General features: G+C 60.3%; 13 protein-coding genes. 11 read left to right on the forward strand and 2 right to left on the reverse strand.

What is annotated here, in order from left to right; all coding sequences use genetic code 11:
• The coding region (locus ACO6VD_RS27615; RefSeq protein ID WP_422422945.1) for an immunoglobulin-like domain-containing protein at positions 1-4,955 on the forward strand (4,955 nt) is incomplete at its 5' end.
• Positions 4,956-5,112: 157 nt separating this feature from the next.
• Positions 5,113-5,457, forward strand: coding sequence for a tryptophan synthase subunit beta (locus tag ACO6VD_RS27620; protein ID WP_422422946.1), 345 nt, complete (start codon positions 5,113-5,115; stop codon positions 5,455-5,457).
• Positions 5,458-5,494: 37 nt separating this feature from the next.
• On the opposite strand, the gene lapD is transcribed toward ACO6VD_RS27620, so the two are convergent.
• Both lapD and lapG read right to left on the reverse strand, forming a co-directional pair.
• Positions 5,495-7,441: a cyclic di-GMP receptor LapD gene (gene lapD, locus ACO6VD_RS27625; RefSeq protein WP_422422947.1), complete on the reverse strand. Its 1,947-nt coding sequence runs from the start codon at positions 7,439-7,441 to the stop codon at positions 5,495-5,497.
• 10 nt (positions 7,442-7,451) lie between these two features.
• Positions 7,452-8,114 carry a cysteine protease LapG gene (lapG, locus tag ACO6VD_RS27630; RefSeq protein ID WP_400173762.1) on the reverse strand — a complete coding sequence of 221 codons (663 nt, stop codon included), beginning with the start codon at positions 8,112-8,114 and terminating at the stop codon, positions 7,452-7,454.
• A 326-nt stretch (positions 8,115-8,440) separates the two neighbouring features.
• Here lapG and ACO6VD_RS27635 point away from each other — a divergent pair, with 326 nt between their 5' ends.
• The 9 genes from ACO6VD_RS27635 (at position 8,441) to ACO6VD_RS27675 (ending at position 20,951) form a co-directional block, all read left to right on the forward strand.
• On the forward strand, positions 8,441-9,133 hold the full coding sequence (locus tag ACO6VD_RS27635; RefSeq protein ID WP_422422948.1) for a GntR family transcriptional regulator: 693 nt from the start codon (positions 8,441-8,443) through the stop codon (positions 9,131-9,133).
• 704 nt (positions 9,134-9,837) lie between these two features.
• Positions 9,838-10,614 carry a DUF3050 domain-containing protein gene (locus ACO6VD_RS27640; RefSeq protein ID WP_422422949.1) on the forward strand — a complete coding sequence of 259 codons (777 nt, stop codon included), beginning with the start codon at positions 9,838-9,840 and terminating at the stop codon, positions 10,612-10,614.
• Complete coding sequence (locus tag ACO6VD_RS27645) at positions 10,611-11,558, forward strand: diiron oxygenase (protein WP_422422950.1); 948 nt, start codon at positions 10,611-10,613, stop codon at positions 11,556-11,558. Before ACO6VD_RS27640 ends, ACO6VD_RS27645 begins: the two co-directional genes overlap by 4 nt.
• Positions 11,555-15,013: an amino acid adenylation domain-containing protein gene (locus ACO6VD_RS27650; RefSeq protein ID WP_422422951.1), complete on the forward strand. Its 3,459-nt coding sequence runs from the start codon at positions 11,555-11,557 to the stop codon at positions 15,011-15,013. The genes ACO6VD_RS27645 and ACO6VD_RS27650 overlap by 4 nt, the downstream gene beginning before the upstream one ends.
• A 27-nt stretch (positions 15,014-15,040) precedes the next feature.
• Positions 15,041-15,508, forward strand: coding sequence for an SRPBCC family protein (locus tag ACO6VD_RS27655; protein ID WP_422422952.1), 468 nt, complete (start codon positions 15,041-15,043; stop codon positions 15,506-15,508).
• Positions 15,509-15,630: 122 nt separating this feature from the next.
• A complete protein-coding gene (locus ACO6VD_RS27660; protein WP_422422953.1) occupies positions 15,631-16,134 on the forward strand; it encodes a sigma-70 family RNA polymerase sigma factor in 504 nt (167 codons plus the stop codon).
• Between the two features lie 6 nt (positions 16,135-16,140).
• Positions 16,141-17,097 (forward strand): FecR domain-containing protein, encoded by a 957-nt coding sequence (locus tag ACO6VD_RS27665; RefSeq protein ID WP_422422954.1) that lies wholly within the window; start codon positions 16,141-16,143, stop codon positions 17,095-17,097.
• Between the two features lie 90 nt (positions 17,098-17,187).
• A complete protein-coding gene (locus ACO6VD_RS27670; RefSeq protein WP_422422955.1) occupies positions 17,188-19,686 on the forward strand; it encodes a TonB-dependent siderophore receptor in 2,499 nt (832 codons plus the stop codon).
• 86 nt (positions 19,687-19,772) lie between these two features.
• The gene (locus ACO6VD_RS27675; RefSeq protein WP_422422956.1) at positions 19,773-20,951 is read left to right on the forward strand and encodes a PepSY-associated TM helix domain-containing protein; all 1,179 of its coding nucleotides are present in this window, start codon (positions 19,773-19,775) and stop codon (positions 20,949-20,951) included.
• Positions 20,952-20,974 lie beyond the last annotated feature (23 nt).

The following is a 20,974-nucleotide window of genomic DNA, read 5'->3' on the forward strand; positions in this document are numbered from 1 at the left end:
TGATCGAAAGCACCACCGGTGGTGATTTCGAGGCGTTGGTGGTGGATAGCACCCCAGCCGTCACTGACGTAACTGACACCGTCGACACCAGCACCGTCAAGCTGACTGCCGATGTCACCACCGTCGGCGAAGGCGGCGTAATCACCTACACCGTGACCGTCAGCTCGCCGGTCACCGGCGCGCCGCTGGTGGTCAAACTGGCCAACGGCCAGAGCATCACCATCCCGGTCAACGGCACCAGTGGCTCAGTCGAATTCACCGCGCCGAACAACGTACACACCAGCAACCTCGACCTGACCAACAGCATCGAGTCGGTCACCGGCGGTAACTTCGAAAAAGTCGAAACCTCCGGTGAAACCAGCATCACCGTCACCGATGGCCCTGGTACCCAGGATGAGACGAAGCTGACCCTGAGTGCGACGCCAAACGTCGACGAAGGCGGCAAGATCACCTACACCGCCACCTTGACCAACAAGGCCGGCACCGACATGACCATCAGCCTGGACAATGGCAAGTCCATTACCATCAAAGCCGGTGACACCAGCGGTACCGTCACCATCGATGCGCCAAAGGACGACGTCTACCTCGACGCCGGCAAGGTCAACGCCGCGATCACCGGCACCACCGGCGGTGACTTCGAGAAGCTGGCTGTGGATAACACTCCAGCCGTTACCAATGTCGCGGACACCATCGACAAGTCGACCGTCACCCTGACTGCCGATGTCAGCACCGTCGGCGAAGGCGGCGTGATCACCTACACCGTGACCTTGAGCCACCCGGTTACCGGTTCGCCGCTGGTGATCAACCTCACCAACGGCCAGAGCATCACCATCCCGGTCAACGGCACCAGTGGCTCGGTCGAGTTCACCGCACCGAACAACGTGCACACCAGCAACCTTGACCTGAACAACAGCATCAAGGATTTCACTGGCGGCAACTACGAGAACCTGGTCGCGGGTGGCAAGACCACCATCAGCGTGACCGATGGCCCTGGTACCCAAGACACCACCAGCCTCAAGCTGACGGCCACCCCGTCGGTCGATGAAGGCGGCAAGATCACCTACACCGCCACCTTGACCAACAAGGCCGGCACCAACATGACCATCAGCCTGGATAATGGCAAGTCCATTACCATCAAGGCTGGCGACACCAGCGGTACCGTGACCGTCGATGCGCCGAAGGACGACGTCTACATCGATGCCGGTAATGTCGGTGCGAAGATCACTGGCGCCAATGGTGGCGACTTCGAGAGCCTAGCAATCGACGGCTCCACTGCGGTTACCAAGGTGACCGACACCATCGACACCACCACTCTGAAGCTGACGGCAACCCCGTCGGTCGAAGAAGGCGGCAAGATCACCTACACCGCCACCCTGAGCAATCCGGCAGGCACCGCGGTTACCGTGACCTTGAGCAATGGCAAGACCATCACCATCGCCGCTGACAAGACCACCGGCAGCGTCACCATTGATGCGCCGAGCGATGACGTGTACCTCGATGCGGGCGACGTCGGGGCGACCATCACCGGTGCTACCGGCGGCAACTTTGAAAAACTGGACATCAGCGACACGCCAGCTGTCACCCATGTGACCGACACGATCAACACCACCACGGTCGGTATCACCGGTACCACTTCGGCAGCTGAAGGCGAAAACGCCAACTACACCCTGACGCTGTCCAACAAGGCCGACGCCGACGTCACCATTACGCTGAGATATACCGGTACGGCCAAAGATGGTTCGGACTTCACCGGTGTCACCACCGTGACAATTGCGAAAGGCAGCAGCACCGGTAACTTCAGTGTGCCGATCCTGCGTGACGGTGTTGCCGAAGGCGCTGAATCCTTCACCGTGCAGATCACCTCGGCCACCGGAGGTAACTTCGAGAACCTGGTGGTCGGCAGCAATGGCAGCGTGACCACCACCATCCAGAGCAACGAAGCGCCAGTCGCCGCTGGCGGTTCCGTGACCGGTACCGAAGACACTGACCTGGTACTGACCTGGGCCAACTTCGGTATCACCGATGCCGACACCCCTGCTGCCAACCTGGGCCTGACCATCACCAAACTGCCTGCCGATGGCGTGCTGCAGTACAAGGATGGCAACACCTGGAAAACCCTGACCAAGGCTGATATCGATGCCGGCAAGGTCTTTAGCAAGGCCGACATTGATGGCGGCAAGCTGAAGTTCGTACCAGACCTGAACGAGTCAGGTATCAACGCCAACACCAATGGTGTGGGTGATCAGAAGTCCGACTACGCACAGATCCAGTTCAAGCCAACCGACGGTCAGGGCCTGGGCAACGAGTCGACCCTCAAGGTCGATATCACCCCGGTCGCCGATGCGCCAAACCTGACCATTGGCAGCAACAACGTGAACTCGATCGGTCTGGTCAAGGAAACCTGGAACAGCCTGACCGGCCTGGGTAACAACGGTAACGGCATCACCGGTGACGCATTGAAGACCGTCTTCGATAACTCCGGTAACCCGAACAGCAGCTCGATGGTGACCAACGCCCAGTCCAACGGCAGCGTAACCGGCGGTTCGGGCTCGAAAACCTCCGGCCTGATCTACCTGGAAGCGGGCAAGACCTACAGCTTCAGCGGCGTGGGTGACGACAGCCTGCTGATCACTATCGGCGGCAAGAACGTGGCTTCGGCTACCTGGGGTGCCGGTGGCGCCATCAGCGGTTCGTTCAAGCCGACGATCAGCGGTTACTACACCCTGGACATCTACCATGCCAACCAGAGCGGCCCGGGCAGCTTTGACGTCAACCTGTCGGTCGATGGCAGCACCCCGGTTGACCTGAGCAACACCAACATCCCGATGTATCCGGGCGTCAACGAGCTGACCAACGCTGGCGTTACCGTCGGCGAGCTGCACGGCGATAACGGCGAAGGTTACTACCAGGGCTACAAGCTCAATGAAGGCGCCGAGAACGGCACCGTCAAGCTGGTGGGTATCGCCACCAGCCTGAACGACACCGATGGCTCGGAAAAACTCAGCATCAAGCTGGGCGGTATTCCGGAAGGCTCGATCCTCAGTGATGGCGCGGGTCACACGGTCACTGTCGGCAAGACGGACGTGGATGTCACCGGCTGGAACCTGAATGGCCTGAGCCTCAAGCCACCGGCCTACTACAACGGCAAGTTCGACATCAGCGTCACCGCGACCGCGACCGAGAAGGCCAACAACGACTCTGCCTCCACCCCGGGCAAGATCACCGTCACCGTACACCCGGACAGTTATCTCCCCGGCAACCTGACGGAGTTGAACGACTCCAAGACCCTGGGCACCGAGAACGACATCGTCGTTGCCGACGTCAATGGTCTGCATGTTACGCCGGGTCAGGACTACAACCTGGCGTTCATTGTCGATACCTCGGGCAGTATGGGCGACTACGGCGTGGCGGCTGCGAAGAAGTCCCTGGAGTCGGTATTCAACACGCTGGCCAACAGTGTCAAAGGCGCGCAGTCCGGCACGGTGAATATCCTGCTGGTGGACTTCTCCAGCCAGGTGAACACCACCGTCTCGGTCAACCTGGCCGACAATAAGGGGCTGGAATCGCTGCAAGCGGCACTGCAAAAACTCTATGCCGGCGGTAACACCAACTACGAGGATGCGTTCAAAACCACTGCCAACTGGTTCCAGAACCTCAAGACCGCCGGCAGCACCGGCAGCAATCAGACGTTCTTCATTACTGATGGCCAGCCTAACCGCTACCAGACCGGTGAGAAGGACCCGACATTCAGGGGTTCCGACTTCACCCTGGACCAGGTGCTCAGCTCGATCAAGTACAAAATGGGCGACGTTGTCGTCGATAAAATGGTGGGTGACTACAACCGGATCAGTATCGACAAGAACGGCAACCTTACAGCCGAGTACTATTCTGGCAATCGCTGGCGCGACGACAACAACGCCTCGGGCGAGCTGCATGCTCAAGGCGATGGTACCTATGAGTTGTCGTATTCGAGCGGCTCCTGGTACGTCGACAGCAACTCCAGAGAGTCTTTCCTGTTGCTGTCCAAGCATACGAGTGTGGAGGCGATCGGGCTCAATGGCGCAATCAACGCCAACGACCTGAGGCCCTACGACACCGACGGCAAGCCGCAGACCAACATCGACCCGAGCAAGCTGGCCGAAGCCATTCTCGGTCATACCGAAGCAACCAAACCGGGCAACGATGCGGTCAGTGGTGGCGACGGTCACGACATCCTGTTCGGCGACCTGGTCAGCTTCGACGGTATTGCCGGCAACGGCGTCGAAGCGATGAAGGCCTATGTCGCGGACAAGCTGAGCATGCAGCTGGGTGATGTCGATGGTCGTGTTCTGCACCAGTACATCACCGAACACGTCAGCGAGTTCGATGTGTCACGCGCCAATGACGGTGCCGATACCCTGCTCGGCGGCGACGGCAATGACATCCTCTTCGGCCAGGGTGGCGACGACTACCTCGATGGCGGCAAGGGCAATGACATCCTGCTCGGTGGTGCCGGCAAGGACACCCTGATCGGTGGTGCGGGCAACGACACGCTGCTTGGCGGGGAAGGCATCGACACCCTGCTCGGCGGTGAGGGCAACGACATCCTCATCGGAGGCAAAGGTGACGATATCCTCACCGGTGGCAGCGGTGCCGACACCTTCGTGTGGAAGGCCGGCGACACTGGCAAGGACGTGATCAAGGACTTCAAACCTGCCGAAGGCGACCGTCTGGACCTGAGCGATCTGCTGCAGGGCGAGAAAGGCAGCACCATCGACAACTTCCTGAAGATCACCACCGTCAATGGCGAGTCGACCCTGCAGGTCAGCACTGAAGGCAAGCTCAACAGCACCGGTGGCCTGGCCAACGCCGATGTGACGATCAAGCTCGAAGGTGTGAACTGGGCCAATACCACGATCAACTCGCTGGTATCCGGTGCCGACCCAACCATCAAGATCGACCACTCCAACAGCTGATCCATAGCCTGCGCCAGCCGCTGTCCGGCTGGCGCAACGCTTCGGACTTTCCCTGCACCCTGTCACAGCGCATACTCGCTGGCCGGGCTGCACGCCCGGCCCGCTTGACCTATGCTGCTGACTGCGGATACGGACTGACACTTCAGAGGGATACCCCATGTTCTACGTGCAACGCGATGCACAGGGCCAGCTGGTCCGGGTAGAGGCCGCACCCTACGCCGAATACACGGAGATGCTCCCGGCCGACCATGCCGAGGTTCAGGACTGGTTCGCCGACGACGTTGTCGAGAACAGCCTCAAGCAGCTCAAACAAAGTGACCTGGACATGATCCGGGTGCTTGAAGACTTGATCGAAGTGTTGACCACCAAGGGCGTGATCAGCATCACTGATCTGCCGGCCGGTGCTCAGGCCAAGCTGCTCAGCCGCTCCAATGCCCGCCAGGTGCTGGGCGGACTGACCAACCTGATCGATGACAGTGAAGAGAACGGCGGTCTGATCTGAGTACCGCAGGCCCGTTGCGGGCCTGCAGCTGCTTGCCTCAACGCCAGGGTGCCGGTTCGCCCACCAGACGCCCCTGAACCCCCTGAATCCCCATCTCGCGCAAAACCTTGAGCTCACCTTCGGTTTCGACCCGCTCGGCAATCAGCGGCAGGTCAATGCTGTGGGCGGCGCGCTGGATCGCTTCGATGAACAACCGCTTGTGCTGCTCCTGATCGATCGCGCGAATGTAGCTGCCATCGATTTTCAGGTACGCCAGCCCCAGGTGCGCCAGGTTACCGATCATGCTGAAGCGCCCGCCAAAGCGCTGCAGGCTCAGGCTGAAGCCAAGGGCGTGCAAACGTCGGGTCAATTGCTCAAGCGCGGCCTGGTCAGGCAACTGTTCTTCGCCAATTTCCAGAGTCAACCGAGGCCCCAGCACCGGATTCTGACCGAGCAATTCATAAACCCGTTGCAAGGCTTTGGCATCAGCCAGAGTCGCCGCCGACAGGTTCAGCGCCAAGGCTTCCGTGTGGGTTTGCATGTGCTTGAGCACCTGCTCAAGCATCAGCACATCGAGCCGCGCCGACCAACCAAAACGCTCCAGCCAAGGCAGGAAGCGGCCAGCGGCAATTGCTTGGCCCTGGGCGTCCAGTACCCGCGAGATCACCTTGTAGTGCAGGATCTGCTCCGGTGCATTGCTGGCCACCACCGGCTGGAAAAACAGCTGGAAGCGCCCTTGTTGCAGTGCATCATCAAGCAACTGGTGCCAGGCATGGTGAGTATCGCCTGACTGCGGCGCGGTGCCTTGCTCAAGGCAGACCCAGCCCGGCTCCACCTGGCTCTCGGCCCGGGCCAGGGCTTCGTCGGCCAGCTTCAACAGGGCTTGAGGAGCATCGCCCGGGCTGTAAGGCGCCATGCCGATACAGGCCACTGGCGTCACGTCGGTGGCGCCGGTGTCGGCCAGGCTCTGCAGGGTAACTTCCAGGGCCTGGGCCAGCTGCACCGCTTCTTCATGAACCAGACCCGGCGCCAGCACGGCGAACTCGCCGCCTCGGCTACGAGTAATCAGGTTATTGGTTTCCGGATAGTTGGCGCAGGTGCGCTGCAATTGCTGGCCGACGGCCTGAAGCAACTGGTCGGTGCGTTGACCGCCCAGGCGCTGGTTGAGCCCGGCCAGGTCCTTGACCCGCAGGAGCAACAGGTAGCCAGGCCGGGCTTCTTCGATATTGCTGACCTGAGCGTTGAGCTGCATCTCGAAAAACCGCCGGTTGGCCAGGCCAGTGAGGCTGTCCTGATAGGATTCGACGCGCAGTTTTTCGCTGCGCTCGGCCTGCTCCTTGAACAGTGCCTTGAGCTTCTCGACCATCTGGTTCATGGCCTGGACCACCCGGCGCAGCTCAGGCGTGCTCGGCAGGTCGGGAAGACTGAGGAACTCACGGCGGGCAATGGCGTGCGACTGCTCCACCATATAGTCCAGCGGCTTGAGCTGGCGGCGCAACAGCAGGGCGCCGAGTATCGCGCTCAAGGCCCCGCACAACAGCAGCCAACCCAGGCTGCCCAAGGCACTCTGCCAGAGCTTGGCCAAGGCAAACATCGGATGGCTGACCACTTCGACCCGCGCCGCCTGCTGCCAGCCACGGCTGACAATGGCGTCGCCACCAGCGGCCTCAAGACCGATCAGGCGAATGAACCAGGCCGGCACGCCATTGGCATCGGCCTCGGCATGACGCTCCACCAGCACGGCGCTGGAGCCCAGGTCGATGACCTTGATGCTCGAATAATAACCACTGTCGAAAATCGAACTGACCATCAGCTCGACCATGGCCGGGTCGTCGATGTTCGGCGTCAGCGACAATGCCAGTGCCGTGGCCGCATCCTGAGCGTGCGAGCGCAGCTGGTTGACATACTGGCTACGCGAGCTCTCCAGGCTGACCATGAAGCTGCCGCTGAACGCGACTACCAGGAACAGGCAGATGGCGAGCAGCAATTGTTTGAACAGTGACATCTGTGCTCCTTTAGTAAACCGGTTCGGCCGGGAAACCTTCGGCCTGCATCTTTTTCAGTAGATCCTGCCAGCGCGACAAACGCTTGGTATCGCCAACTTTCTTGTTACCCCCAGCGCCGGTCAGCCACAGTCCTTCACCGTTGAAGGAGTAGACCGGCAGCAGGTCGGTACGCTCACTGGCGGGCTTGATCGCGTCCATCAGGCTGTCGAGTACCAGCGGCATGGCATTGGGGCTCGAATAGTAGGTCAGGACCATGTGGGCACGGTTCTGGCGCAGCGCCTTGACGTAGGTGATTCGCAGTTTTTCCGCCGGGACCCCCATGCGTCGCAGGCTGAAGTACTTGGCGATAGCATAGTCTTCGCAATCGCCCTGCCCCTTGATCAATGCCTGTATTGGCGTCGCCCAGTAATCGACCTCACGCCACAGGTCGATGTCCTCGACGTAGCGCAACTGGTGGTTGAAGAACTGGTTGACCCGTTTCAGCTGCTCGGCTTCGCTGCCCTGTTTCTCTGTCGCCAGCAGGTTTTGCCAGGCATCGATACGGCCCTGCCCTGGCCCCAGCGGCCCGTACAGTGACTGCGCGCGGCGGCTGATCTGGGAAAAATCCCAATCGGCGTGCAGGCTGCCCAGCAACAGACAGCCGAGCACCGCGGCAAGGCCCAGCCGGCGCATGGTCACGTGAACAGCCCAACGTATCGCCACTGCGAAAACCTGCGCAGACTATGGAAAAGCACCGATGGTGCGGCCTTGCCCCTTAAAAAACAATGGCACCTTACAATCACGACGACATCAGCCTGCCCTCAGTCAACCAAGCCCCCTGTAGCCGCTACGTCGGGTCGGCTTCCCTTGGAGAAAAACTTCATTCACGATAGCAACTACTACCGCGCCCGCTGGCAGATGCAGGATGTCCAGCCGCCGGTTTGACAAGCACCCTCCTGCTAACTAGGGTGATTGGATCCAATTAGCGAAACGTCCCGACATTAAGGAAAGAGTAAAGCGTGACCGATAAATCCAGATCCTTGAGCGAAATACTGGGCAGCGAGCAAGTGCCGCCGCACCTGGCTCGTAGTGTGATTGAAGAGCGGTTGCGCAGCGCCATCCTCGATGGCCGCTTACCTCCCGGCCGGGCCGTACGCCAGCAAGAGCTGGCAACGCTGTTCGGGGTCAGCCGCATGCCGGTACGTGAAGCCTTGCGCCAGCTGGAAGCACAATCGTTGCTACAGGTGGTGGCTCACAAAGGGGCTGTGGTGGCGCCGCTGATCGGCGAAGACGCCGTCGACACCTATGCCCTGCGCGTGCTGCTCGAGTCAGAAGCACTGCGCCAGTCAATTCCCCTGCTCGATGCCGATGATATCGCCCTGGCGCGCAGCTATATCCGCCAACTGGAAAACGAAACCCGGCATGCTGAAATCGGTCGGCTGAACCGGCTGTTCCACATGAGCCTGTACAGCAAGGCGTCGAACAAGAAGCTATTGCACCTGATTGAAATCGAGCTCAACGAAGAAGAACGCTTCCTGCGCTTTCATCTGTCTTCGATGGGCCTGGGCAAACTGACCCAGGATGACCACAACGGTTTGGTCGATGCCGCCAACGACAAATCGGTAGAGGACGCCATCCGGGTGCTGGAGAAGCACCTGAACACTGCGGCGAAAACCATCAAAGCCTACCTGAGCAATCGACCGGCAGAGTAGGCTTGCAATTTCGTTACTAAAGATTTCAGAGGTGCAACACCTCTCCCCGTAGTACCTGGGGCTGCCAAGCCTCAGCACTGCCGATTGATGGCCATCACCCGGGTGTGGTGGCTGCTCAAGCCCTTTCTGATTTCCCCTTCTCCTTGCGCCAGCATGGCAGCGCTCGCGTTTTCGGCACACTCTAGTTCGCGCAACGGCCGCTGATCGCCGCAAGGCGGGCCAGGCCGGCTGCTCGTCCAGAACATGCAGAAGGAGCCAATCGCTGGGCAAGGACCGACAACGATCAGCTGCCCAAAGATCAAATACCTCAATGACCCCATCCCTAAGTAGTGCTCCGAGTGAGGCATTCACTCATGCAGTTTCGATTCTGACCGTTAGTTGTCGGAAGGAGCACTTACATGCCAATAAAACTCTCAATACAAGTTTTATTAAACCCACTTATTCGCAAAAATAAAGTTCGTAAAATAATTACAACAAAGTTATTGCCACCACCGCAAAAGTTGTTCTAACTTTTTAATCGCCAGCCGTCAGCAGACCATCTGCCTGACCGCTCACCCCTGCCAGCACCCGATGCAGAGAGCGCTGGCAAGTTAGCCGAAGCGTTTTATCGATTTTATGGTCGAGGCACACGCTCGCCTTAATTAGATAACTTGTTTGGCCAGGCATTCTGCCATCCCAACTATAAGTGCTGATGAGGGAACATTATGACCACGCTTGAATCAACACTGAGGCAGCACAAAGAACAACTTGCCACTCATCCTATATTTGCCGAAATCGATTCATTACCGGTACTTCAGCGGTTCATGGAAACCCATGTATTTGCCGTCTGGGATTTCATGTCACTGACCAAGCGCCTGCAGCAGGAGCTGACCTGCGTTCACCTGCCCTGGCTACCGCCACAAGACCCGAAGGCCGCACGCCTGATCAATGAGATCGTGCTGGGCGAGGAGTCTGATGATTGTCTCGATCACGGCCACTACAGTCACTTTGAACTCTATCTGGATGCGATGCGCGAAGTCGGCGCCAGCACCCGGGCCATCGAGCGTTTCGTCAGCCTGCAGCGAGAAGGTGTTGGCTATGCCAGTGCACTGCAGCAAGCCCAGGCCAGCGATGCCGCCAGAATGTTTGTCTGCCATACCCTGGACGTCGCCCTCAATGCCCAGGCCCACAGCGTTGCCGCTGCATTCCTGCACGGCCGTGAAAGCGTCATTCCGAGCATGTTCCAACGCCTCCTTGATGACTGGGGCATTACTGGCGAACAGGCCCCTACCTTTCGCTACTACCTGCAACGGCACATCGAAGTCGATTCAGAAAACCACGGCCCGGCCGCTGAAGCACTGCTCGCTCGTCTGACAGGGCAGGACCCGCAGCGCCAGCAGCAAGTCTACGAGGCCGCCATTGGCGCGGTGCAAAGTCGCATTGCCCTGTGGGATCGCTTGCGGGTGTCGATGCGCGTCCCTCACGTCGAGGTGAGTGTATGAACGCCTTCGACTATCAATCCTTCGCCAACACCTGGGAGAACCGGGCAACCATCCGTACCCGGCCCAGACGCATGGTCGAAGATGATCAGCGCCTGATTTATCCGCTCAGCCGACAACCCCTGTTGCTGGCCCAGACCTTCGAGCGCGAGTGTCCCCATCTGCGCGACCTGGTCTTGGTGCAAAGCCTGTACAAATTCATCAATGACGTGGTGATCTTCGAGACCGAGATCGTCGACCGCACTGCGCGCAAGATCGCCAAGGACCGCTTCGCTATCCGCTTTCCGTTCGCCTGTCGCTATGACGCCATGACGGTTGTAGTGGATGAGGATTACCACGCTCTGGTGGCAATGGACTTCATGCAACAGACCATTGCCCTGACCGGTATCGAGCCGATTGCGCTACCGACCGAAATCGAACTCAGCCGTGCCATTCCGGCAGCACTGGCACGGGTGCCGGAGCACCTGCACGATGCCCTGGAGCTGATCTGTGTCGGCATTGCCGAAAACACCCTGACCGACGATGTCGCCGCTTTCGCCCGTGATGACAGCGTAAAACCGTCGGTGAAGGGATTGATGGCCGACCACCTTCTCGATGAGGGTCGCCACTCGACGTTCTGGGCCCGGCTGACGCGCATGTTCTGGCAAAACGCAGCGCCAGCGGATCGCCAGTGCATCGCCGAGGTCCTGCCGGTGTTCCTCGAGCAGTATCTGACCAACGACCTTCAGAAAGCCTTCGATCTGGCGCTTATCGAGTATCTGCCGGTCACGCCGGCAGTACGTAAGGCCCTGGGCGAAGAGGTGCTAGCCATGGCCTATCCCATCGGCAAACAACACCCGCTGCTGGGCAACATCCTGCGGTTTTTCCGTAGCAGCTCGATGCTCGACTCGCCCTGCGTGCAACTCGCCCTGGCGCACTACCTGCCGCAGGCAAGGAGCCTGTCATGAGACGTCTCGATATCTTGTTGGTCGGCACCAGCATGGCCCTGGCCCGGCTCCACCAGGAGCTTCAGCAACATGGGCACGACGTGCGCCAGCTGTGCAGCACTCAGGCACCAATTCAGCTCCCGGACGCCACGCCGCAGCTGATCATCGGCGATGGCAGCCTGATACTCGACGCCGCTACATGGCATGGCCTGCGCCACTGCGCCCTGCTGAGCCTGCGTCTGGGTAGCCACCAGCAACCCGGTCACGACCTGCCTGCGCTGGAGCTGTTGTGCTGGACCGGTAGCGCCACCGCGCAACGCTTGATCGAACGCCAGCCGCTCGCCCCTGATCCGTCGGGCAATGGTCAGCAGATGCGCCAGAAAACCCTGGATGCCCTGCAAGAGCTTGTGGCCCTGCAGGTCAGCCGATTCTCACGCAATCCAGATCATTTCAACGATGCCGTGACCATCAGCGCGGGACAGCACGACCACGAGCACAGCCTGGACTGGCTTGAACAATTGGCATTGACCCACAGGTTCAACCATACCCGGGACCTGGCGCTGCTGGGCAAGGCTGATGTGTTACTGATTGAGCAACTGGACGACAGCCTACGCACTCATGCGCACAAGCCTGCACTGAACCTGGACGGCCAGCGCATCGACTATCGCCACGTGCACGCCCAGGCAGCAGCCATACAACAGCAGTTACTAGGTGCTCTGCCGACCGTTGCGGACCCGCAGCACACCTGCGTGGTTGGTGTCTGCCTGAGCAAGTCGCCGGCGCTCTACGCCAGCCTGCTCGCCGTGCTCGGTAGCGGAGCGGTGTACCTGCCCCTGGACCCCACGCAACCGGCGCAACGCTTGCGGCATATCCTGCACGATGCCGGTGCCTGCGCACTGCTGCACGATGGCCAGTTCGAGGCTGATGACCTCGACCTGGTGACGCTGAACGCAGGCTCGTTTCCCGCGGCCGAGGAAAACACCCCGCCGACGCTGATGCGCCAGCGCCCGGCCGCGGATGCGCCCTGTGCGGCCATCTACACCTCAGGCACCTCTGGCCAGCCAAAAGGCGTGCTGCTCAGTCAGCGCAATCTCAGCCATTTTCACGCCTGGTACAGCGCCCATGTGCAGCTTGAAGCGCACAGTCGGGTGTTGCAGTTCTCGACCATCGGCTTCGATGCTTCGTTGCTGGATATCCTCTCGACTCTGATTTGTGGTGCCGAACTGGTGGTGCCCAGTGAAGACCAGCGTCGCGACCCGCAGCGTCTGCTCGCGCTGATCCAGCAGCAGGAGGTCAGCCATGCCTTTCTGCCCCCCGCCCTGTTGAGCATCCTGCCGCTCGATCAGCCTCTGGGCCTGCGTCATCTGATCACCGGCGGCGATGTGTGCGAGCCCGCGGTTATCGAGCTATTGGCCGGGCAATGCCAGTTACACAACATCTATGGGCCGACCGAAACCACCGTGCTGGCAACCACGCGGGTACTCCAGGCGGGCGACAACCCGCGCAACCTGGGGCGCCCGATCGCCAACACCCGGGTGCTGATCCTCGATCACGACCTGCAGCCCGTTGCCGAACAGCAGCCCGGCGAGCTTTACATCGACGGACCCGGTGTTGGACTTGGCTATCTGAACAATCCTCAACTGAGCGCCGAGCGCTTCCTGCACATGCCCCTGGCTGACGGTACACACCGACGCCTGTACCGCACCGGGGATATCGGCAAATGGACCGATGACGGCATTGAGCTGTGCGGCCGCCGCGATAACCAGGTAAAAATCCGCGGCTTTCGGGTCGAGCCAGAAGAGATTGAGCACTGTCTGCGCAGCAGTGGACTGTTCCGCCAACTGGCCGTGGTTATCGACGAGCAGCGCCGGATCCTGGTGTTCGCCAGCCAGCCCCAGACTGCCCACGCTGAAACCGGCCTGCGCGCGTATGTCGAACAGCGCTTGCCCGATTACATGCGCCCGAGCTTCTATCAGGTGCTGCCAGAGATGCCCTATACCGCCAACGGCAAGGTCGATCGTCAGGCATTGCTGAAGTTGCCAAGAGCGCTGTCAGACGTCCGTGAGCACCTTGGCCCGGACAACGCCATCGAAGCTCGGCTGCTGATCTTGTGGAGCGAGTTGCTGGAGCTATCCATCGAGGAGATTTCCACCGACGACAGCTTTTTCAACCTCGGCGGTCACTCCATCCTTTTGTCTCGCTTACTACTGGCGGTGCGCGAACAGTTCGGACGCGGCATCCCGATCAACCGCTTTATCGAGATGCCAACCTTGCAACGCCTCGCACAGCTGGTCAGTGGAGAAGTATCAGCCAGCAGCGGTCTCGATCCGCAAGCCGAAAGCGATGCCCGCCGCGCGCTGCAACTGAGCATCCGGCCACTGGCGCAACTGGGCGATGTGCACAAGGTCATTGTCACCGGCGCCAACAGCTTTCTTGGGGTTCATCTGGTGCAAGCATTACTGGCTTGGGGTGCCAGTGAGGTGGCTTGCCTGGTTCGGCGCAATGCCTGCCAGTCAGCCCATCAACGTTTTGTTCAGGCCCTGGAGGAAAACCGCCTGGGCGCCCTCGACCTGAGCAGGGTGAAGGTGTTCGATGCTGACCTGCGACTGCCGCAACTGGGCTTGATCGACAGCGACTATGCCTACCTCGACAGCCAGTACGGGGCACTGCTGCACAACGCAGCGCAGGTCAACCATGTACTCGACTACCAGACCTTGGCCGCCGATAACGTCGAGCCGCTGTTTGAATGCCTGCGCCTGTGCGAAGGACGACGCAAAAAGATCTTCAACTTCATCTCGACCTTGTCGGCGTGCAGCGCCATAGACAGCAACGGTCAGGTGCTTGAACAGGAGGCGGTGCAAACGCCGCCGATCTACTTGCGCAACGGCTACAACCTGAGCAAATGGGTCGGCGAACGCATCCTCCAGCGCGCCCGCGCCGAGGGTGTCTGGGTCAATCTCTATCGTCCCGGGAATATCAGCTTCAACAGCCTTACAGGCGTCTGCCAACCCCAGCGCAACCGCCTGATGCTGATGCTCAAAGGCTCGTTGCAACTGGGCCAGGTGCCGGCCCTGGCATTGAACTTCGACCTCATGCCAGTGGACTTCCTCGCCCGCTTCATCGCCTTCCACTGCAGTCGCTACCAGCCGGCGCAGGCCGTGTTCAACCTACACAACCCCGAACCCTTGAGCTGGCACACCTACGTCGCCGCCTTTCGCCACAGCAACCATCCGTTCGAGCTGGTCAGCATCGAGCAATGGCAGCGTCAGCTACAGCGCGTTGATCGGAACAACGCGTTGTTCGAGGTACTGGGCTTTTACCTGGACGGCTTCGAAGAGGACATCGGCGACATCTCCAACATCCAGCACGGCAATGCGCGCGCCGGTGTCGAGCGCATGGGCAGCCGCTACCCGGCCAAGACCCCGCAACTGCTGCAGCGCGGCTGCCAATACCTGCACGACATCCAGTTCATCTGACCCTCACCCCCACAGGAGCTGCACAGCATGAAAGCACTTCAACCCGACACCCTGATCCACAACCCGGAAGGCTGCCAGGTAATTGCCAGCGTCGAGATAGCCTCAGATGCTGCCAGCGTCTGGAACATCGTCGGCAACTTTGCTGGCTTCCCGGTATTCATCCCGGCGCTTTCACACATCGAAATGACCGGCAGCGGTGTACGCTCGGTGCGCAAAAAGCTGTTCAAGGACGGCAACGTGGTCATCGAACAGCTCAACAGCCGTGACGACCAGGCCATGTGCATGACCTGGAGCTTGATCTACACCAGCCTCAACATCGGCAATCTGTGGGCAGCCATGCAGGTCGAGGCTCTGGACGAACGCCACGCCCGCGCCACCTGGACCATCCAGGCGGAGCCCTACAGTGGCGGCAGTGATGCCCTGCCCGCCTTCCAGGCTTTTCTTCAGGGCTTTGCCGACGATGCAATGAACAACGTACGCAATCTGCTCGGGTAAACCTGGCATCAACGACCAAGCCCGCGCCTACACAGCCTGTAGGCGCGCGCTTGACCGGCGATGCGTTGCATGCCAACAATGAGACTAATTATCATTTGTAACCCCTCCAGCAGCGCGCCTACATGCCTTCTCAAGAGTCCGTGCATTCGCTTTACAGCCATCACCACAGCTGGCTGAACACCTGGCTGCGCAGCAAGCTGGGCAACGCCGCCGATGCCGCGGATCTTGCCCAGGACACCTTCGTGCGCCTGTTGCAGCGGCGCGAACAGCTTGAACTGAATGCACCCCGAGCGTTCTTGCGTACGATTGCCCGAGGTCTGGTGATCGACCACTGGCGGCGTGAAGAACTGCACCGGGCTTACCTCGAAGCCTTGGCCCACCTGCCTGAAGCGCAAGTCCCCTCAGTCGAAACCCGCGAATTGCTGCTCGAGCTGCTCGAGCGCATCGCGCACATGCTCGACGGCCTCAAACCCAAAGTGCGGCGGGCATTTCTACTGGCGCAATGCGAAGGACTGAGCCACAAGCAAATTGCCGAGCAGATGGGGATCTCCCTGCGCTCGGTGGAGCGCTATGTGGCTGACGCGCTGTATCACTGCTATCTGCTGCGCTATGAGTGCGATGAGTAACCCCTCATGAGTGCCCTCAACCCGGGACCACGCGTGGTCAAGCAGGCTATCCACTGGATGCTCCAGCTGCGCGAAAGCGGCAATAACGCCCAGCTGTTGCAGCAATGTGAGCACTGGCGCGCCGCCCATCTCGAACATGAACTGGCCTGGCAACGGGTCCAGTCATTGCACCAGGAGCTGAATCTACGCGCCGTGCCCGGTGCCGGAGTGGCCCTGCAGACGCTGGAGAACAGCCACCAGCGCCTACAACGACGCCAGGCCTTGAAGCTGCTCGGCGGTGTGGTGATGCTCGGTTCTGCCGCCTGGTTGGGCAAGGATCTCGAAGCGCTCAGCTCATGGACCTCGGATTACGCCAGCGCGACCGGCGAGCGCCGCAGTTTCCGCCTGCCCGATGGTTCATTGTTGCAATTGAACACCGACAGCGCCGCCGATCTGGCTTTCGATGCCAGGCAACGGCTGATTCGCCTCAAGCGCGGCGAAATGATGCTGACCTGTGCCAGCCCCGATGGAAAGCCGCTGATGGTGCAGACGCGCCACGCCTTGCTCGAAGGCTTTGAAGGCCGCTTTGTGGTGCGCCAGGACGCAGATTGCACGCGTGTCAGCGTCAGCCAGGGGCGCGTCGCCGTTCATGCTCCAGGTGCTCTGCAGTGGATTGCTGCCGGACAGTCGTTACGCCTGGACGCTCAGGGCGTCAGCCTGCTCCCGCAGCAAGACATGGACGCCAGTGCCTGGACCGAGGGGCTGATCGTCACCCGCGATATGCGTCTGGCCGATTTCCTCGCCGAGGTGGGTCGTTATCGCCATGGCTATCTGAGCTGCGCCGAAGAGATTGCGGACCTGCGACTGTCCGGTGTGTTCCGCCTGGAAGACACCGACAAGCTTCTGCAACTGCTGCCGCAGACGCTGCCAGTCACGGTGAGCTATCGCACACGCTGGTGGGTACGCCTGGACCGGCTGGCCTGATTTTTATCTTTTTTTGGCGGGTTAATCTTTCGAGTCCGGCTAGGACAGTAAGCGACTCCTACTGCCCTTAAGACCCAACGGATGTTTCCCATGCGCAATGCTTTGCCTTCTCTGCGGCCAAACGCAATAAATGATTATCAACGTTCCTTAGATTCAAAAGGCCAGCGTCCTCTTGGCAAAGCCGTGCGCGCCGCCCTCCTCGGCACCGCACTGAGTATTGGCGTACTGCCTGCTCAGGTGTTGGCCGAGCAGCCAGGCAGCGTCAGCCAGCAGTTCAACATTCCGGCAGGATCGCTCAACGAAGTCCTCAACCAGTTCGCCCGCCAGGCCGGCGTTACCCTGTCGAGCACTCCGCAGCTGACCGAGGGCCTGCAATCGCCTGGCCTGCGCGGCAACTACGCGACCGAGCAAGGCTTGCACCAGCTACTTAACGGCTCGGGGCTTGAGGCCAGCAGCCAGGATGGCAGCAGCTATGTGCTTCGTGTTCAGCCACAAGATGCCGCCCTCTCCCTGCCCAGCACGGAAGTGCGCGAGTTTGCCCTGGGCAACGCCCTTGGCAGCATGGAAGGCTACAACGCCACCCACAGCCAGGTAGCGACCAAGACCAGCATGGCGCTGGTGGAAACCTCGCAAACCGTCTCGGTGGTGACCCGCCAGCAGATGGACGACCAGGGCTCACAGACCGTGGCCCAAGCCATGCGCTACACCCCGGGGGTGCTGACCAACCCCTATGGCGCCACGCATCGCTACGACTACGTGGCGATGCGTGGTTTCAACGACGGCTCTGTGGATAACATCTACCTGGACGGTCTGAAGTCCATGGGCGACAACGGTACCTACAGCAGCATGCAGGTAGATCCGTATTTCCTCGAGCGTATCGACATTCTCAAAGGGCCTTCGTCGGTGCTCTACGGGCGTAGCTCGCCGGGCGGCCTGGTTGCGCTGACCAGCAAGAAACCGCTCTACGAGTCGTTCCATCAGATCCAGGCAACGGTCGGCACCCAGGGCCAGCGCGGTACGGGGTTTGACTTCAGCGGCCCGCTGGATGACGACAAACGTATTGCCTATCGCCTGACCGGCCTTGCCGATTCCTCAGACACGCAGTTCGATCACAACAAGGAAGAACGTTACGCCCTGGCGCCTTCGGTCAGCATCAACTTCAGCGAAGACACCTCACTGACCCTGCAGGCGTACCTGCAGCACGACCCGAACGGCGGCTACCACGGTGGACTGCCGGCCGACGGTGCCCTGCACCCGCGCAACGGCTTGCGCCTTTCCGACCACTTCTTCGAAGGCGAGCCGGGCATCGATCAGTATGAGCGTACCCAGCAATCCTTCAGTTATCAGTTCGAACACCGCTTCAACGATGTATTCACGGCACGTCAGAACTTCCGCTATCAAGACTCGGACGTTTCGATGGACCAGGTGTACTTCGCCAGTTGGGCCGATACCAGCAGCAACGAAATGAACCGCGCCTACACCGGCGGTGATGAGCGGCTGCATTCGGTCATCGTCGATAACATGCTACAAGCCGAATTCTTTACCGGCTCGGCCAAGCACACCTTGCTGACGGGCGCCGACTACCAGCGCCGCAAGGCACGTGTGGACTGGCGCTATGGCACGGTCAACAGTATCGATGCCGGCAATCCGCAGTACGGCAATGCCGACCTGCAAGTGCTGGGGGAAAGCCGTTACCTGCGCCGTTTGCAACAAACCGGCGTGTACATGCAGGACCTGATCGAACTGGACAAGTGGCGCTTCTCTCTGGGCCTGCGCCAGGACTGGGTGAAAACCTCCGAGGAAAACCGCGATATCGACGGTAGCCGGGTCAGCGATACGCCGAGCAAACTCACCGGGCGTGCGGGTGTGCTCTACCTGTTCGACAACGGGGTTGCGCCGTACATCAGCTACTCCGAATCGTTCAACCCCAACAGTGTGTCCGACCAGAACGGCAAGCCCCTGGCGCCGACCGAAGGCACCCAGTGGGAAACCGGTATCAAGTACCAGCCACCGGGCACCGACAACCTGTTCACCGCATCGGTATTCCATATCGAGCAGGAGAACCTGGCGTCCAAGCAACCGAACGAGGACTTTTTCCGCCCGGTAGGCGCGGCCCGCTCGCAAGGCCTGGAGCTGGAAGCGCATGTGCAGGTCAGCGAGAACCTCAAGGTCCTCGGCAGCTACACCTTCACTGACATCGAATACTCCAAGTCGATGCCGAGTCTGATGAGTGCCGACCTCGACAACAAAGGCAACTCGCCCACCCAGGCACCACGCCACATGGCTTCGCTCTGGGCTGACTACAACTTCCGCCAGGGCGTGCTCGACGGCCTGCGGCTGGGCGGCGGCGTACGCTATGTCGGCTACAGCTGGGCCGACGCGGAAAACACCATGAAAGTGCCGTCCTACACGCTGTTCGATGCCTCGGTCGGTTATGACCTGGGCAATGCCGGACTCAAGGGTGTGGATGTCCGCCTCAATGCCAACAACCTGACCAATGAAAGCTACATCACCTCCTGTACCAGCCTGAGCTACTGCTACATGGGTGAAGAGCGCAACGTCAGTGCCACGGTCAGCTATCAGTTCTGACCCTCACTGCATGAACAACAAAGCCAGCACCTGATTTCAGGCGCTGGCTTTTTCGCGTCTGGCGATTTCAATTCGGATTTAACCTCATGCGTCATCTCTACGTTCTGCTGCATCGCTACCTTGGCCTGATCACGGCCCTGTTCCTGGCCATGGCCGGCCTCACGGGCAGCGTCCTGGCCTTCCATCACGAGCTGGACGAATGGCTGAACCCGTCCTTCTACGAAGCTCCTGGGGTTGGTGAACGACAACAGCCAGGCGCCCTTGTGGACAACATCCAGGCCGAACATCCGCGCCTGCAGGTCTGGTACATGGAGTACCCCAACGAGCCGGGCCATTCGGCATTGCTGGCCGCCGTGCCACGCAATGACCCAAGCAGCGGGCAACCCTATGCCGAGAAGAACACCGTGTTCTACCTCGACCCGGTCAGCGGCCAGACACTTGGCCAGCGGTACTGGGGGGATTGCTGCTTCTCCCGCGAGAACTTCATGCCGTTCATGCTCGAGCTGCATTACAGCCTGACCCTGCCTGGCAACTGGGGCATCCTGTTGATGGGCGTGGTCGCAATTTTGTGGGTGGTCGATTGCCTGATTGCCGTGTTGCTGACCCTGCCGCGGGGTCGACCGTTCTGGCGCAAGTGGTCCACGGCCTGGAAGATCAAGGGCGGCCATGCCTATCGGCTGAACATGGATATCCACAGGGCCGGTGGCTTGTGGTTGTGGCTACTGCTATTGCCGGTGGCGATCAGCAGTGTGGCCATGAACCTGCCGGCCCAGGTGTTCAAGCCTGCGGTGTCGTTGTTCTCGCCGGTAGAGCTCAGCGTCTATGAGGCCCGTGGCGGCCTGCCAAAGGAACAATTGGGGCAGACGGTGCTCACCTACCTGCAGGCCTACCAGCTGGCTCAGCAGGAGGGTCAGCGCCTGGGGCTGACGGCCCCGATCGGAGAGCTGTATTACAGCTTCGAGTACAACTTCTACGGTGCAGGATTCGGTCAGCATGATACCGACGCCCAGGGCAAATCCTGGCTGTTCTTTCACGGCACAGACGGACATTTGCTCGGCAAGGAAATCGCTGGGCAAGGGACCCTGGGGGAACGCTTCTACCGTTTGCAGTTACCCATACATGGCGGGCGCATCATCGGTATGACGGGTCAGGTATTGATTGCAGTGTTGGGGGTGATGATTGCGGTGTTGTCGCTGACGGGAGTGTATATCTGGTGGCGCAAGTTGCAGGCGCGTAGAAGTGGCAAGGTGCGTAAGGCAGTGTGAGTCTCGAGAGCGTTATCGGGGGG

The sequence above is a fragment of the Pseudomonas sp. GZD-222 genome (genome assembly GCF_049310525.1).
GTDB lineage: Bacteria > Pseudomonadota > Gammaproteobacteria > Pseudomonadales > Pseudomonadaceae > Aquipseudomonas.

Excerpts from the sequence above, each read along its gene's own strand:
- ACO6VD_RS27620 (WP_422422946.1), top strand. The coding sequence starts at position 5,113 with ATGTTCTACGTGCAACGCGATGCACAGGGCCAGCTGGTCCGGGTAGAG.
- lapD (WP_422422947.1), bottom strand. The coding sequence starts at position 7,441 with ATGTCACTGTTCAAACAATTGCTGCTCGCCATCTGCCTGTTCCTGGTA.
- lapG (WP_400173762.1), bottom strand. The coding sequence starts at position 8,114 with ATGCGCCGGCTGGGCCTTGCCGCGGTGCTCGGCTGTCTGTTGCTGGGC.
- ACO6VD_RS27640 (WP_422422949.1), top strand. The coding sequence starts at position 9,838 with ATGACCACGCTTGAATCAACACTGAGGCAGCACAAAGAACAACTTGCC.
- ACO6VD_RS27645 (WP_422422950.1), top strand. The coding sequence starts at position 10,611 with ATGAACGCCTTCGACTATCAATCCTTCGCCAACACCTGGGAGAACCGG.
- ACO6VD_RS27650 (WP_422422951.1), top strand. The coding sequence starts at position 11,555 with ATGAGACGTCTCGATATCTTGTTGGTCGGCACCAGCATGGCCCTGGCC.
- ACO6VD_RS27655 (WP_422422952.1), top strand. The coding sequence starts at position 15,041 with ATGAAAGCACTTCAACCCGACACCCTGATCCACAACCCGGAAGGCTGC.
- ACO6VD_RS27660 (WP_422422953.1), top strand. The coding sequence starts at position 15,631 with ATGCCTTCTCAAGAGTCCGTGCATTCGCTTTACAGCCATCACCACAGC.
- ACO6VD_RS27665 (WP_422422954.1), top strand. The coding sequence starts at position 16,141 with ATGAGTGCCCTCAACCCGGGACCACGCGTGGTCAAGCAGGCTATCCAC.
- ACO6VD_RS27670 (WP_422422955.1), top strand. The coding sequence starts at position 17,188 with ATGCGCAATGCTTTGCCTTCTCTGCGGCCAAACGCAATAAATGATTAT.
- ACO6VD_RS27675 (WP_422422956.1), top strand. The coding sequence starts at position 19,773 with ATGCGTCATCTCTACGTTCTGCTGCATCGCTACCTTGGCCTGATCACG.